The 13,723-nt window shown below is 55.2% G+C and carries 16 protein-coding genes, 1 tRNA gene and 4 pseudogenes; 8 read left to right on the top strand and 13 right to left on the bottom strand.

Annotated elements, in window-relative coordinates; all coding sequences use genetic code 11:
• Positions 1–69: 69 nt before the first annotated feature.
• Positions 70–2,223: a TonB-dependent receptor family protein gene (locus tag ACZRKZ_RS07960; protein WP_463981287.1), complete on the bottom strand. Its 2,154-nt coding sequence runs from the start codon at positions 2,221–2,223 to the stop codon at positions 70–72.
• Positions 2,224–2,464: 241 nt separating this feature from the next.
• Here ACZRKZ_RS07960 and ACZRKZ_RS07965 point away from each other — a divergent pair.
• Both ACZRKZ_RS07965 and ACZRKZ_RS07970 read left to right on the top strand, forming a co-directional pair.
• Positions 2,465–2,857 (top strand): annotated as a pseudogene (locus ACZRKZ_RS07965) (LLM class flavin-dependent oxidoreductase); the annotation flags it as partial.
• Between the two features lie 440 nt (positions 2,858–3,297).
• Positions 3,298–4,881, top strand: a complete 1,584-nt coding sequence (locus tag ACZRKZ_RS07970) for a sensor domain-containing diguanylate cyclase (RefSeq protein ID WP_463981288.1) — start codon at positions 3,298–3,300, stop codon at positions 4,879–4,881.
• A 133-nt stretch (positions 4,882–5,014) separates the two neighbouring features.
• On the opposite strand, the pseudogene ACZRKZ_RS07975 reads toward ACZRKZ_RS07970, so the two are convergent.
• Positions 5,015–5,557, bottom strand: a pseudogene (locus ACZRKZ_RS07975) (LysR substrate-binding domain-containing protein); the annotation flags it as partial.
• A 111-nt stretch (positions 5,558–5,668) separates the two neighbouring features.
• Here ACZRKZ_RS07975 and ACZRKZ_RS07980 point away from each other — a divergent pair.
• Positions 5,669–6,220: a chalcone isomerase family protein gene (locus ACZRKZ_RS07980; protein WP_463981289.1), complete on the top strand. Its 552-nt coding sequence runs from the start codon at positions 5,669–5,671 to the stop codon at positions 6,218–6,220.
• A 19-nt stretch (positions 6,221–6,239) separates the two neighbouring features.
• Positions 6,240–6,758 carry a DUF3833 domain-containing protein gene (locus ACZRKZ_RS07985; protein ID WP_463969487.1) on the top strand — a complete coding sequence of 173 codons (519 nt, stop codon included), beginning with the start codon at positions 6,240–6,242 and terminating at the stop codon, positions 6,756–6,758.
• A 100-nt stretch (positions 6,759–6,858) separates the two neighbouring features.
• On the opposite strand, the gene ACZRKZ_RS07990 is transcribed toward ACZRKZ_RS07985, so the two are convergent.
• The 4 genes from ACZRKZ_RS07990 to ACZRKZ_RS08005 form a co-directional block, all read right to left on the bottom strand.
• Positions 6,859–7,179 carry a hypothetical protein gene (locus tag ACZRKZ_RS07990; RefSeq protein ID WP_463981290.1) on the bottom strand — a complete coding sequence of 107 codons (321 nt, stop codon included), beginning with the start codon at positions 7,177–7,179 and terminating at the stop codon, positions 6,859–6,861.
• On the bottom strand, positions 7,176–7,511 hold the full coding sequence (locus ACZRKZ_RS07995) for an MFS transporter (protein WP_463981291.1): 336 nt from the start codon (positions 7,509–7,511) through the stop codon (positions 7,176–7,178). The genes ACZRKZ_RS07990 and ACZRKZ_RS07995 overlap by 4 nt, the downstream gene beginning before the upstream one ends.
• Before the next feature lie 221 nt (positions 7,512–7,732).
• Positions 7,733–7,930, bottom strand: coding sequence for a hypothetical protein (locus tag ACZRKZ_RS08000; protein ID WP_133100199.1), 198 nt, complete (start codon positions 7,928–7,930; stop codon positions 7,733–7,735).
• Between the two features lie 132 nt (positions 7,931–8,062).
• Entirely contained in the window at positions 8,063–8,296 is a 234-nt protein-coding gene (locus tag ACZRKZ_RS08005) for a hypothetical protein (RefSeq protein WP_463969484.1), read from the bottom strand.
• Between the two features lie 309 nt (positions 8,297–8,605).
• Between ACZRKZ_RS08005 and ACZRKZ_RS08010 the strand changes: the two genes are divergently transcribed.
• A complete protein-coding gene (locus tag ACZRKZ_RS08010; protein WP_463981292.1) occupies positions 8,606–8,818 on the top strand; it encodes a hypothetical protein in 213 nt (70 codons plus the stop codon).
• A gap of 92 nt (positions 8,819–8,910) precedes the next feature.
• On the opposite strand, the pseudogene ACZRKZ_RS08015 reads toward ACZRKZ_RS08010, so the two are convergent.
• A pseudogene (locus tag ACZRKZ_RS08015) lies at positions 8,911–9,219 on the bottom strand (putative metallopeptidase); the annotation flags it as partial.
• Between the two features lie 119 nt (positions 9,220–9,338).
• Here ACZRKZ_RS08015 and ACZRKZ_RS08020 point away from each other — a divergent pair.
• On the top strand, positions 9,339–9,593 hold the full coding sequence (locus ACZRKZ_RS08020; RefSeq protein ID WP_463981293.1) for a helix-hairpin-helix domain-containing protein: 255 nt from the start codon (positions 9,339–9,341) through the stop codon (positions 9,591–9,593).
• A gap of 92 nt (positions 9,594–9,685) precedes the next feature.
• Here the strand turns inward: ACZRKZ_RS08020 and ACZRKZ_RS08025 are convergent, their stop codons facing one another.
• The 3 genes from ACZRKZ_RS08025 to ACZRKZ_RS08035 all read right to left on the bottom strand — a co-directional run bounded on the left by ACZRKZ_RS08025 (position 9,686) and on the right by ACZRKZ_RS08035 (position 10,722).
• Entirely contained in the window at positions 9,686–9,877 is a 192-nt protein-coding gene (locus ACZRKZ_RS08025; protein ID WP_463981294.1) for a hypothetical protein, read from the bottom strand.
• A 165-nt stretch (positions 9,878–10,042) separates the two neighbouring features.
• On the bottom strand, positions 10,043–10,387 hold the full coding sequence (locus ACZRKZ_RS08030; RefSeq protein WP_463981295.1) for a hypothetical protein: 345 nt from the start codon (positions 10,385–10,387) through the stop codon (positions 10,043–10,045).
• Positions 10,384–10,722, bottom strand: a complete 339-nt coding sequence (locus tag ACZRKZ_RS08035; RefSeq protein ID WP_463981296.1) for an MFS transporter — start codon at positions 10,720–10,722, stop codon at positions 10,384–10,386. The genes ACZRKZ_RS08030 and ACZRKZ_RS08035 overlap by 4 nt, the downstream gene beginning before the upstream one ends.
• Positions 10,723–10,975: 253 nt before the next feature.
• Between ACZRKZ_RS08035 and ACZRKZ_RS08040 the strand changes: the two genes are divergently transcribed.
• Positions 10,976–11,491, top strand: coding sequence for a DUF6998 domain-containing protein (locus ACZRKZ_RS08040; protein WP_463981297.1), 516 nt, complete (start codon positions 10,976–10,978; stop codon positions 11,489–11,491).
• Here the strand turns inward: ACZRKZ_RS08040 and ACZRKZ_RS08045 are convergent.
• Both ACZRKZ_RS08045 and ACZRKZ_RS08050 read right to left on the bottom strand, forming a co-directional pair.
• Positions 11,464–11,721, bottom strand: coding sequence for a hypothetical protein (locus tag ACZRKZ_RS08045; RefSeq protein WP_463981298.1), 258 nt, complete (start codon positions 11,719–11,721; stop codon positions 11,464–11,466). The two genes, ACZRKZ_RS08040 and ACZRKZ_RS08045, sit on opposite strands and share 28 nt — an antisense overlap.
• The gene (locus tag ACZRKZ_RS08050) at positions 11,718–12,440 is read right to left on the bottom strand and encodes a phage antirepressor KilAC domain-containing protein (RefSeq protein ID WP_463981299.1); all 723 of its coding nucleotides are present in this window, start codon (positions 12,438–12,440) and stop codon (positions 11,718–11,720) included. The genes ACZRKZ_RS08045 and ACZRKZ_RS08050 overlap by 4 nt, the downstream gene beginning before the upstream one ends.
• Before the next feature lie 331 nt (positions 12,441–12,771).
• Here ACZRKZ_RS08050 and ACZRKZ_RS08055 point away from each other — a divergent pair.
• Positions 12,772–13,428: pseudogene (locus ACZRKZ_RS08055) on the top strand (tyrosine-type recombinase/integrase); the annotation flags it as partial.
• Positions 13,429–13,555: 127 nt separating this feature from the next.
• Here ACZRKZ_RS08055 and ACZRKZ_RS08060 read toward each other — a convergent pair.
• Positions 13,556–13,646 (bottom strand) — tRNA-Ser (locus tag ACZRKZ_RS08060).
• Between the last annotated feature and the right edge of the window lie 77 nt (positions 13,647–13,723).

A 13,723-nucleotide genomic window follows, 5' to 3' on the forward strand; every position in this document is an offset into this window, starting at 1 on the left:
GCTTAACTTACCGGCATTAAGGCTTGCCATAGATATCAGCACTCTCAAAAAACGGGTAGATGCCTGGCCTTAACGCAAACTCCATGAAACCCCGGCGTACACGCCCATGCCGTCACCGGGCGTGGAGCGCGCAACGTCGCGGCCCTTGTCGTCATAACCCGGCGTTATCGTATTGGCATAACGCTTGTTGGTGAGGTTGCGCAGGTCGACCCAGGCTTGCCAGTCCTGCTTGGGCGCGTCGTAGCCGACGGTTGCACCCAGCAGCGTGTAGGCCGCCGCGTAGTAGGAGTTGGCATAGTCCACTGCAACTCGCGACGAATGCTCGCCATTGAGGCTGGTGTAAAAACCGGTGGGATGGCTGTAGCGCAGTTGCGCCTGGTAATAGTGCTTGGGGATGCCCGGCAGCATGTTGTCGCCAAAACGGTCGTCGTTACGGTAGTGGAAATCGCTGTAGGTGTAGGCCTGGCGCAGGGCGAGCTTGCCAGTGTTGCCACCGTCCCACAGCGGGCTGATCAGGCTCAGTTCCATGCCTTGGTGAATCGTGGGGCTGGCATTTGACTCGGCGAGCACCTGAGATTGGGTGGGGCTCGCGGCCTGGGTTTCCACGGTAAGCAACTCGTGGCGCACCTCGGAGTGATACAGCGCCAGGTCCCATTGCCCAAACCATTCTTCGCCGCGCCCGCCCACTTCCAGGGTGGTTGCGATCTGGTTCTGCAGGTCCACGCCTTCGCGTTGCAAGCCGCTGGCCGGACCGCTGTCTTTCGGGAAAAACTTGTTGGAACCCCAGATCATCGACCACGCATGGGGCGGCTCGACCGAGCGGCTGAGGTTGCCGTACACCTGTAGTTGCGGGTTGAAGTCGTAGCGCAAACCGACGCGGGGGGCGTAGTCCCAGTCGTGCTTGCTCAAGGGCGCATGGGTATCGGGGTAAGTAACCTCGGTTTCCCGGCGGGTATAGATCGCCGCAAGGCCGGTGGTCAGCCAAAGGTCCGGCACCAGCTCAAGGTCATTCCCGATATGCAGCACGGTGTCGGAACCCAGGTAGCTGTAGTCGCGGGTCTTGGTGCCGGGAGCATAGCCAGCCGTATTGCCGGTCGGCACCCGCACATATTCAGAAGCGCCGTTATTGGGCATACCTTGAGTAGTACGCAGGCCGACGGTGGTCTTGCTGTCGCGACCGAACAGGGTGTCCTGGCGAATGTAATTCAAGGTGCCGCTGATATCGGTGTAGGCAACTTTGAGGCGGTTGGTGCCTTCGCGCAGGTCCATCGGGTAATCGTGATAAACCAGTCCGGCCTCGATCCTGGCGTTGTCATCCAGGCGCAAGGTGGTCTTGTTGGCGATCCAGGTCGAGCCCGGTTGCAGCCGTTTGGAGTCCCGGGCCTGGTTGAGGGCGTTAGCCGCGCGAGGATCATGGTTGATCTGCTGGCGGGTCAACTTGCCGGGGCTATCGTTGGCGGTTTCCCGGTAGCGCAAGTAGAAACGGGTTTCCAGGTCGGGATTGAAGCGGTAGCCAACGTTGGCCGCCACGCCCTTGCCACTGCCCGCGCTCTGGTGTTGAAAACCGTCGTATTCGGAGTCGGTCAGGCTGATGTAATAGTCGGCATCGCCCAGCACCTGCCCGGAACTGATCTCCCGCTGAGCGTAACCATGGCTGCCGGCCTCATAGCGCACTTGCAACGTGGGTGCATCGTAGCCAGTGCGAGTGACATAGTTGATCGCCCCGCCTAACGCCAGCGCCCCGCGATCAAAACCGTTGGCGCCCCGCAGCACTTCGACCCGGCTGAGCCACAACGGGTCCTTCAGCTCATAAGGCGTGCCGCCAGGGCCGGTCAGTGGCAGGCCGTCGAAGGTCTCGTACAGCCCGGACGCATGGCCACCAGGGCCGCGATTGATCCCCGAACCACGAATGGAAATCTTCACCCCCTCGTTGTTCGCCGCCTTGGCGTAGACACCAGCCTGGTATTTGAGTACGTCTTCGTTGGTGCTCACCCGGCCTTGCTTGACGCTATCGAGATCGATGTAGTTGGTACCGCCCGGTACATTTTTCAGTTGCGCCTGGGCCGCTTCGCCCTCGCTGATTTCGGTGCTGGTCACTTCTACCGGGGCCAGTTGGAGAGTCCCTGTAGAGTCTTGGGCCGTGGCCAGTTGGCTGAGGGTCATGGCCGCACCGAAGCCGAGCAAGCGTGGGCAGAGAAAAAGCAAAGGTTGTCGCAGGCGCATGTGCCTATCCTTGATGAGGTCTGTGCTTGGAAGACCCGGTTGATCGGCAGGTCACGCAGCCCACGCCAAGCCCAGAATCGAATTAACAAATGCACACTCAGTATTTATCGATAGCTCCCACGCTCCGCGTTGGTTCAGCAGGTGCAACCCATGGCCTGGAGCTGATCCAGGCGCGACTGGAACGGCACTACGCCAAGGCCTACCTTCACGGGCGATAGTGCATCGCCCACACTTTGCATGCAGGATCGTCACCGCCGCCACCGCCATCGAGGCACAGAAAAAGTACGAAACCCTGCAAAGCAACTATCACCTGCAAGCGCAATTGGTGAGCTATGCGGGCGACACCGGCATTGATATCAGTCGCTATGCCGACAATGAGGCGCTGTCCACCTATACCGAAGGCATGACCTCCTACGTCATGAAACCCGATGGCAGCGGCAAGCCGCTGACCGCCGGCGAGGTCAGGCAACGCTTCGCCAACGTGACCCGCGGCAGCGACCTGATCCTGGTCGGCACACCGGAACAGGTGGCAGCACAGATCGAGGAACACGCGAGAATCTCCGGCACCAGTGGCTACATGCTTAACCCGCTGATCAGTCCCGGTTCACTCGATGACTTTGTCGAATGGGTGATCGCCTGCCAGGCTCGGCCTACGGCGCCTCGTTTCGCTTCGATTGAGCAGAACTCAATCTACGGCCGCGCCAACGAGCGCGCCGATCAGCACCAGTGGCAACATGACACACCGACCTCACGAGCGCGCCCCTCAGTGTTGGGCGGACGGGCCGCGGCGTTGTGGCGTGTTACACGACTGCGCATCGAACTCAGCCTGGCATTCACTCGGGCTGACGAAGGCACGACTGTTCTTGCTGATCAGCCCTGGGCGATTCTGGCGGTCGATAAATACCTTCAGCCTCCTGGGGTCATGAATCTACCGTCCAATTCGTCACACTAAGGCCGCAGGCCGAATACAACCCACCCAAATAATCCAACTAATCCATCTGCTCTTTTTAAAAAATCTCCTCAGAAAAAATCGGATATGCTCAAAATCACTAGAAAGGAAGCTTGGAGGATTTTATGTTAAAAAAAATCACCACCATTTTTCACGTCGAATGGGCTAATGCCAAACTCAAAGTCAGTCATATCGTCCTCTTTATTGCCGCAGTATGCCTCTCATTGATAGTGATAAGTATTTGGGGCGTTTTTAGCTCTCTAGAGAGGCACCTACACAACAAAACAACCGAGATGTCAAATCTTTCCAAGACCTTGTCATCCAGTATAGGGGCTACTCTAACTGAAGCTGACATAGTGATTTTAGGGGTCAAGGAACAGCTGGAAGCAGAAGGTACCAGCGCGGAGAATTTAAAAAGCCTGGGGGGGATACTAAAAATACAACAAAAACACCTACCTCAAATACATGGTTTCTTTATTTATGACGAGCATGGGAGTTGGCTGTTTAACTCAAACGGCATAATGCCGGCGGGTGCAAACAACTCAGACCGCGATTATTTTATTTACCACCGCGACCACACCGACCCGACCACTTTTATTGGCCCCTCTATACGCAGTCGATCAACAAACGAATGGATCACCACAGTATCGCGACGAATCAATCATCCTGACGGCAGCTTTGCCGGTGTCACGATAGCTACGATTTATCTTAAATATTTCATCACCCTTTACGATGACATAGACATGGGGAACAATGGCATTATTAACCTTACATCCTCAACGGGGAAAATTTTAGTCCGCAAACCATTTCGTGATGCTGACGTCGGCACGGACATTTCAAACGGACAAGTGTTTTCCCTATTAGTCTCTTCGGTAAATTCGGGAACCGCAACAACAAAATCAGTTGTCGATGGCGTAGAGCGGGTCGTCAGCTTTCGCCGCATTAATGGTTACCCCCTTGTAATTATTACTGCATTTGATAAAAATGAAATACTTGCGAATTGGCGGAGCGAGTCCCTCGACAGCATATTTATATCATCCCTATTATTGGTGGTACTGAGCCTTCTGGGATATCGACTAATAAAACTCATGAGCCAACAAATCCAGGCACAAAAAGAATTACAGTTTTCACAAAAAACTTACATCGAAGCTAACAAAGCCCTCGGCCTACTTGCTCTTGAAGATGGATTAACGGGACTTTCCAATCGCCGTCAATTCGACTTTTTTATCGAAGCCGAAATCAGCAGAAAAAACCGAAAATCAGATGACACAGCACTCATCATGATCGATGTTGATTTTTTCAAAAAGTACAATGACCATTACGGTCACGTACAAGGTGATGAATGCCTCAAAATCGTGAGCACCATAATAAAAAATAATGTCACTCGGACAGGTGATCTTGCTGCAAGATACGGCGGAGAAGAATTTGCCATCGTACTTCCAGGCACAGATTACGTTGGCGCCTTCCTCGTAGCCGAAAAAATTCGAACTGAATTAGAGCGAAATGCAATTCAACACACTGAATCCCCTATGGGAGTAGTGACCATTAGCATTGGCATTGGCATTGGCATTGGCATTGGCATTGGCATTGGCATTAGCGCATTGTCAGGCACAATGACTGAGACGCCTAAAGACCTGGTCGACATTGCTGACAAGGCACTCTATATCGCCAAATCCAGCGGAAGAAACAGGACTGTTATTTCCGATTAACTGTCCAACACACCTTACGAACAGAACCTGTCTCCGCTCTCTTTTCAACCTTAATGATTCACCGCCGAATCAGCCTACGTGCGCAGTTTAATGAGCGTTGAACCAGTTGGGGTGTAGCACGGGGAAATGCTCTTTCAACCAAATCTCCTGTTGCGAGGAATGTCTCAACAGTGATTCCCGGAGCTTGAACAATGCCGAAACCTGCAACACCGCATTGCACGTAGGCATTCGACTGATTCACGGTGATACCTCCATGAGGCGTATGAGGACGATCTTCGCCGTTCACCGAGAAATGCCAAGACAGCGGTCTGCTATTTTGACCGGAGATGAAGCTGACGCATCGGTGATCTTTTATATCTTGTGGGGTTTTGGGTACCCCACACGCCTGGAGATAACCTGCAGATGCACAGGCCACCATGGTGGCGGTGCCAATTTCTCTCGCTACCATGCTTGAGTCCGGGAGTTCGCCAATTCGCAGTGCACAATCGATGCCCTCGGCTACGAGATCTACCCTGCGGTCCGTCACGCCCAGCGCAAGCTCGATTTCGGGAAATGCCTCCGTAAATATTCTCAGGCTTTCCACGAAACTGTGCTGGGCAAATGCAGTGGGAATGTCAATGCGAAGCCGTCCACGCAACGTCGATCCACTACGGTCGAACATGGACGTTGAATCGCTTCTGGCGAGCCCGTTTTAAGGGGAGAGTCCGGTTTTGAGGTATTAGCTGTACAAAATAATAATTTGGTATAACTTTTAAGGGCGTCTATTGAGTCTTAACGAGGTCTTTGCATGGCTATGCAGACGGACCGCTTAATCCGCCACCTTATCTGTCTTGTTTTGATGTTCCCAAGTGCAGATCTATTTGCTGATTGGCGCGAGGCGTTACCCGATGCTCGTCGGTTGGGTAGCGGGGAGATGCGCGTGTTCGGTTTCTCTATCTACAACGCGCAATTCTGGAGCCCTCGCCTGACTGCCCGTGAACCGCTGGATGCGGATGTGCCTTTTGCGCTAGAGCTGACCTACAGTCGCGCTATTAGTCGCGATGATATGGTTGAGGCCAGCATCAAGGAAATGCGTCGCCTTTCACCCAACTCCCTGAATTCAACGCTGATGGCCCGCTGGGAGTGGGAGATGCAGCAGGCGTTTGTCGATGTGCGCGCCGGTGACCGCATCACCGGAGTCTATATGCCTGGAGAGGGCGCACGTTTTTACTTCGGCGAGAACCTACAGCATGTAGTGAGGGATGATGCGTTCGCCAAAGCCTTTTTTTCCATCTGGCTTGACCCCCGAACACGCAACCCGGAGCTACGCGCCCAATTGTTGGGTGTAGCTAAACCCTGAGACCGTTGAGGAAATGCACATGTTGAAGATATGGATACTGCTGCTATGCATTGGCCTTGCAAGTTGCAGTCGGGTGGATGTGCACACCTACAATCATGAGAAGCCCACGCTTGAGTTGCGAGAATTCTTCGAGGGGCGGGTCGAAGCCTGGGGTATGTTTCAAAATCGTTCTGGTGAGGTCACTAAGCGCTTCCACGTGGAGATCAATGGCCATTCCGAAGGTAGCAGGCTGATCCTCGACGAGTCATTTACTTACAGCGATGGTACTAAGCAAAAACGGGTGTGGACGCTAACTCCAGTTGGTTCTAGCCAATGGAGCGGAACCGCTGGCGACGTGGTAGGCGAGGCGCTTGGTGAGGTGGCAGGCAATACACTGCGCTGGAGATATGTGCTGAGCCTACCGGTGGATGGAAAGGAATATCAGGTTCAGTTGGACGACTGGATGTACCTAATGGACAAAAACACCATGATCAATCGCTCGTTCATGACCAAGTTCGGGGTGGAGGTAGGCCAGATCACCTTGTTCTTCCGCAAGTAGTCTTGAGTCCACGAGCATGCTGTCCGGCTATCCGGTGCAGCGCCGGCATCAACATCGCCCATATCAATGCGATTAGCAGAGCGCTAGGCCCTAGAGGTACTTAATGCAGGGGGCGTTGATGGCGTTGAAGGTTTCGCGTCAGCGTCCGGCACAGCCAGACCTTCACCCGCTGCCAGTACGTGACCATGAAGATGTGCCGGGCACCGGCCAGGGCCAGGGCGACATGAAGCGTCAGGCCGGCAGTGGTCGGGCCGAAGAAGATGTTCTGGCTGCGCACCATCACAACGAAACCGGTGATGGCGATCGTCGAGTAGATCAGCTTGCCAAGGATGCCGTCCCTCACCTTCCCGCTCAGTACGCACCAGGCCGCCCACAAAGCGATCAGGCCGCAGGCGATGGAGTTGATCAGTTCAAGATTCATGGATTGCCTCCCCCGAACCGCTGGCGGATAAGCGCCCAGAGGTCAGCGGATTTGATGGCTCGATTGATGGCCGCCAGGAGCGAGCCACCGAATGTGCCCAGCAGGAAACCGATACCGGCAACGATCTTCGGCTCAGTCACGCCCAGGTAGGTGCTGACCATGCTCGTTAGGTACAGCGAGCAGGCAACCCCAGTGATCAGGAAGATCAACCAGGCGCGCCAGTCCGCCAAGTCGTCCTTGTGCCACCAACTGGCAACCACGGCGCCGACCAGGCCTGCGATCAGCAATTCAAACCTGTCGATTTTGTCGAGCAGGCGCTGTAGATACTCCATGCGCTCGACTCCGTGGGGCATGACTTGAATTGAATCAGCCCCAACAGCACTCCCAGCCATAGCGATGGGTGTGGTGGGGCCGAAAGCGAAAAGGCCTCGATCAATGTCGAGGCCCTGAATGGGGCCCTCATCAGCGTGACGAGTCAGAGGCTCTGAGGGTCTGGGAAACTGGAGACGCAAAAAACCCGGCTCGGCGGCCGGGTTTTTAGCTGAGCTGTGTGTCAGTTGTCTGGATGTTCGCTCGCTACTGAATCGGCAGCCTCGACATCCGACATGTCTTCTTCAAGAGGCGCTTCGTCATCCGGCGGCAGAGGGATTGCATCCATATCACGCTTCGGATCGTGCCCTGTTTCGTTATCTGTCCCGCGGGTCACTTCCTGCTGTGAAATGTTCCCAGGGGCTTTCTCATTGATTTCCATGCTGGCTCTCCGTTCTAACGCTCGGAATATCCGCGCTTAAACATGAGAGTCGGCAGGTTCCAGTGAGTGCCGAACACTAGACGAACGGCGAAAAGCAAAAAGCCCCGTTCTAGGCGGGGCTTAATGAAAACTTTAGTCGTTTGAGGCTTGAGGGACTGGGGCCTCGTCGATGCTAATGCAGTGCTCAATGTCCGTTATTTTCTGCAGCGCAAGCTCGGCCGTTGAATAAGCCCCGAACATTCGGGCCTGATAAAAAACAACCCACGCAAACTGAATATCCGCGTTGCCGGCCTGCCCTACAACCAACTTCTTGAACCGTTCCGCCAAGTCGTCGACATGCATCTGTGCCATGCCACGCAAAACCATGACGCTCTCCCAGTTTATAGTCGGAAGCTCTATTTTCGACCTTGCACAAACTGAGCGCAATAAAAAGCCCGACATATAAGCCGGGCTTTGCAGTGCCAACCCCTAACGCGCAAGATCGACAGAATGGGCAAATGCTCTCTCACTTTCTCACTCATTGCAATGGCTATTTGCTACGCCGCGCAACTTTCGATAAGTCCCTCGGCATCAAGCAGTTCCTGAGCAGCGGTAAGCGCCTCATTCACCTGATCATCCAACGCCTTGCGAATCGACGAACGCCACCGGTAACGGGTTGATTCCGGCCTGCCATCGTTGTCCCAATTAGTGATGTCGTACCAGGCAGCGGGCAACACCGCCGTCGAGCGCTTGCCCGATGCCGAGGTTCAGCAGTTGATCCAGTTCTACAGAGTGAAAGACATTCGCAGCTTGATCGACCAGCAGGCCGAACACGTTAAGAAGCTGCAACTGCGGCTTTCTCCATTCCTGAATGAACTCAACCCAATGGTAAGGGTTCGCGAGGGCTGAACAACCAGCGCCACGACAGCTTGTCGTTAACTGCCCGGTCACCCATTTGGCAGCAAGAGTCTTGCTCGACCGCTTGGTCGCATCGTGCGATTCACACAGCTGAACCAATCGCGCATCTGCTGCTCCATCCGAGCTTTCTGCCAGCCGCCAGCGCGGAACGCTACCTGTTCGGCCTGGCCCAGGACGGTGCGGCCCTGCTTCTCGAAGCTCGACGACGCCCACATGACCCGGATGTCTGCATCCAGTAGGTGGGCATGGTCTTCGTTGTGAATTCTGCCCGTGTCGGCAAGGATCTCGGCTTGGAGCCAGTCCCACACCTCAGGCGCCGGGGTCAGGCGTGTACCAAGGTCCGATAGCTCGGACAACCCAAGCAATGATGCCGGCGGCACTGGTCTGTTCACGCACTCTCCCTAGATACTCTTCACCGCTCACACTCAAAACGATGACGCCTGTCTATTGAGGCACCGCCTAGCGTCGGGCACACTTCCACAGACTCATCGAAGAAAAAAGGACTTTACGGATGCCATTCTCACTGGAAGAAAGAACCGCCTTGCTCACCCTCAAGGGCGTAGGACCAACCGTCATTACTCGGCTTGAGCAGATGGGTATCGAATCGCTCGCCGAGCTCCGAAAGTCGGATGTTGGTGACATCCTGGCTCAAGCGTCCGCGGCATTAGGTTCGACTTGCTGGAAGAATAGCCCTCAAGCCAGAACAGCCATCACTGCAGCCGTCGAGCTTGCGAGGAGCTCAACAGAGAACAACCCGGCACGGTAGGCGCGTTCGATTGCCTCCCAGTCGGGTTGCTTGGTTGTCATAATCCGTCCAAATAAAAACCCCTCCAGATGGAGGGGCGGGGTAAGTGCTCATTACTCGAGCTTTTCGAGAACCTCATCGCGGAAATTCGCGCGCTGAACTTTTCCAGAATCGTCGTGCCAGATGCAACCAACGCCAGGGCTAGACTGTTCGTCTTCTCCGATCACGTTCTTAATTGACTCCACTACCATCGGCTTACCGCCGCATTTAAAACCGACTGCATCACCTAATTGAAACTTTGACATTTTGAATCTCCTTTGCTGGGTCAAACCACAACATGAGGCCAGAATGCCATCATTTCAACTAGCCTCACTCAAACCATCCGGTCGTCTCTGTATCACAACCACGGTAGTAGACCGCGTCACTTGGTTGCGCGCCACGATTTGGCGCATTCGAAAACGTGGCGCGGATTACTTGCCCCGGCGCTCAATACCACCAGGCGCCTTTTCACAGTGCAGGCAGTGCTCGCAGTTCAGCGTCCGGCACAGCCAGACCTTCACCCGCTGCCAGTACGTGACCATGAAGATGTGGCGGGCACCGGCCAGGGCCAGGGCGACATGCAGCGTCAGGCCAGCAGTGGTCGGGCCGAAGAAGATGTTCTGGCTGCGCACCATCACAACGAAACCGGTGATGGCGATGGTCGAGTAGATCAGCTTGCCGAGGATGCCGTCCCTCACCTTCCCGCTCAGCACGCACCAGGCCGCCCACAGCGCAATAAGGCCGCAGGCAATGGAGTTGATCAGTTCAAGATTCATGGTGGGTTGCCTCCCCCGAACCGCTGGCGGATAAGCGCCCAGAGGTCAGCGGCTTTGATGGCTCGGTTGATTGCTGCCAGGAGCGAGCCACCGAACGTGCCCAGCAGGAAACCAATTCCCGCGACGATCTTCGGTTCAGTCACGCCCAGGTAGGTGCTGACCATGCTCGTCAGGTACAGCGAGCAGGCAACCCCAGTGATCAGGAAGATCAACCAGGCCCGCCAGTCGGCCAGGTCGTCCTTGTGCCACCAACTGGCAACCACGGCGCCGACCAGGCCTGCGATCAGCAATTCAAACCTGTCGATCTTATCGAGCAGGCGCTGTAGAAACTCCATGCGCTCTACTCCGTGGGGCATGTTTGAATTGAATCAGCCCCAGCAGCACTCCCAGCCATAGCGATGGGTGTGGTGGGGCCGAAAACGAAAAGGCCTCGATCAATGTCGAGGCCCTGAATAGGTGCGCTGTCTCTCCCACTATCCCGGTATCGACGCACAGGCATCACCGAGGGCTGTAGGTGTAAAGTGGCGACACAGAGCGCTATTCAATGCAAACGTCGCCATTTGCTCTGCATCCCAGGACTCTCGCACGATGAATCTCGCTAATCTCCAGACAAAAGACCTACTCAAGCTTCAATCTGAAGTAATAAGCGAGCTCAGAGTTCGTGGTGTCCTGAGAACAATGAACAATCCCGTCGGCGACTATGCTGAATGGCTCGTTGCTTCAGCCCTCGGATTGAAGCTCGCCAAGAACTCAGCTGCCGGCCATGACGCAGAGTCTGAAGACGGCAAAAAATTTCAGATCAAGGCGCGCCGTGCCAGCCCTACCAACAAATCCAGGCAGCTAGGCGTAATACGCAATTTGGATAAAGGCGATTTCGACGAACTGATCGCAGTTATTTTCAGCGAGTCGTATGAGGTAGTAGAGGCAGTATCAATCCCGCACGCAGTTATATCCGACTACAGCACGCACAGATCACATGTAAATGGTCACGTTTTGAACCTCCGCGGAAAACTTCTCACTGACGGTCGCGTTCGGGATATTCGTGCCGAACTCAACCGAGAAATTTCCCAGCAGCCTCAAAAAGCTGGCGAGATGTCGAAGTAGTAATCCTTCCCTTCTTCGAAGTGCTCTGCGCGATCAGCGGCCACATTCACGGTGTATTCGCCGTATGGCGTGTACTTACCGTAGATTGCGTCCTCTTCCGCCGGATTGGCCGACCACACGGCACCGAAGTTCAGGCGGGTCGCCTCTGCAGCATCGTCCACCATGATCTGGTGGGCCAGTGCGCGATCGGCAACGCGGAGCAGGAGCTGTAGGCGCTCGGTGGTAATCACAGGACACCTCCCAGCAGGTCGGCATCGCGTGCGGACCACAAGGCGCGGATCTTGGTCAGGCCCTTTCCGGTCACGCGAGCAGTGGCAACAGTGGTCTTGCCGTTCTCTGGATGCTCGAAGGTGCTGAGCTTCGCGGTCAGGTAACCGGACTCAATAGGAGCTTGCATGGGTTCGTTTTTGCGCAGAGTGACCCAGCGTTTCTGGCGCAGGAAATCCATCAGGCGTTTCTGGCCTGTACCGATAAGCTTGGCAGCCTCGCCCACTGAGTAGGTTTCGTGGGTTACGGTTACGGCATTGAAGAAGTCGACCTTTGGTGCGTCGGACACTACCTTCTGCTCAAGCATCAGGTTTTCGTGGCTTAGCTCGGTGTTGTCAGCCTCCAGGGAGACGACCTTGCGTACGTTGTCGGTCAATAAAGCCAGCAGTACCTTTGGGTCGTTGAGGCTGGCGATATCGAACGACGGCCTTACCAGAGCATCTTCAAGTTCGTGAAGGCGTCGGATCACCTTGAGTCGAAGCGGCACGCTATAGCCGGTGACCAGGGTTTCGGTCAGTTCACGATTGAGGTGGTAGTTTTCTGTGTAGCCACGGGAATCCTTGTCTTCAACGACATGATCCAGAACTGGATCATCGGCCAGCGCCTTAAGCATGACGCGAATGTCGCGAATGACATGGGCGTGAAGCTTCCCCGTCAGATCCGCAATATCCGAACTGCTCATGGAAACTTCTCGCGCCACGTTTTGCGATTGCAGAAAACGTGGCGCGGGATTGGTTGAGCTATTGATATGTGGCTGGGTTTGCATATAATCGGCCTCACAAAGTGTTATCGAATTAGCCGACCTCGACCGTCGGCTTTTTTGTGCCCGTCAGATCCGCATATTTGTAAGTGCGAATCGAAAGCCCCCTTTCCAGCCTGTTTTTTCCCCGCAAGCAGAAAAAAACTTCAAGCAGCCCTCACCGACGCGTCCATCACATCCAGGCTCTGGCGAACATGGCCGATCTCTTGGCGGATAGCGGTGGTGCTGCCTGAGCACAAGCGAGTTCATCCGGGTATCCCTGCTTTCGCACATCTACAACATTGCGCGTGAGTGGGGAATCACCGAGAACAACCCCGCCGCCGGCGTACGGAAAAACAAGGAAGTGCCGCGGGACTTTTACGCGACCGAAGAAATCTGGAGCGCCGTGTATGCGGTCGCATCCTCGGAGCTGCGGGACGCTATGGATCTGGCCTATCTGACCGGCCAGCGCCCGGCAGATGTGCTGTCGATGCGGGAAGCTGACGCGGTTAACGAGTTCCTGCAGGTATCGCAGGGCAAGACGTCCAAGAAGCTACGAATTCGCCTGACTGCTGCCGGCGCTCTCAATCACTTGGGCGCACTGGTAGAACGACTGATCGAGCAAAGGCGTGCACGCGGGGTGCGGAGCCCGTACCTAATTGTCACAGAAGATGGACGGCAGGTGACCAAGCCGATGCTGCGGCTGCGCTTTGACGATGCCAGGGATCGGGCGATAGCGACAGCCCGCGAGAAGGGAGACGGGATTCTTGCGGCGAGCATCCGCCAATTCCAGTTCCGCGATATTCGCCCGAAAGCTGCCAGTGAGATCCTAGACTTGGGCGATGCAAGCCGCCTGTTGGGGCACACGGACAAGCGTATTACCGAGACGGTTTATCGGCGTGTGGGAGAGATCGTAAAGCCGACCCGCTGACCGCAACTTGCAACGAGTTGCGGAAACTGCCTGAAATGATGCGGAAACGATCAGCGATTAAGCCGCCTGATCTTTCAAACCCCAGAAACACAAAAGCCCCGCATTAACGGGGCTTTCGTATGAATCTTGGCGGGAAACCAGGGATTCGAACCCTGGGAACGCTATTAACGTTCGCCGGTTTTCAAGACCGGTGCATTCAACCACTCTGCCAATTTCCCTTATGCAACACAGGATTATAGTAGTCCATCCTGTCTCAGCGGGCGCCATAATACCCGAATGAAACACACTGTCAAAC

Source organism: Pseudomonas sp. c313 (assembly GCF_055407145.1).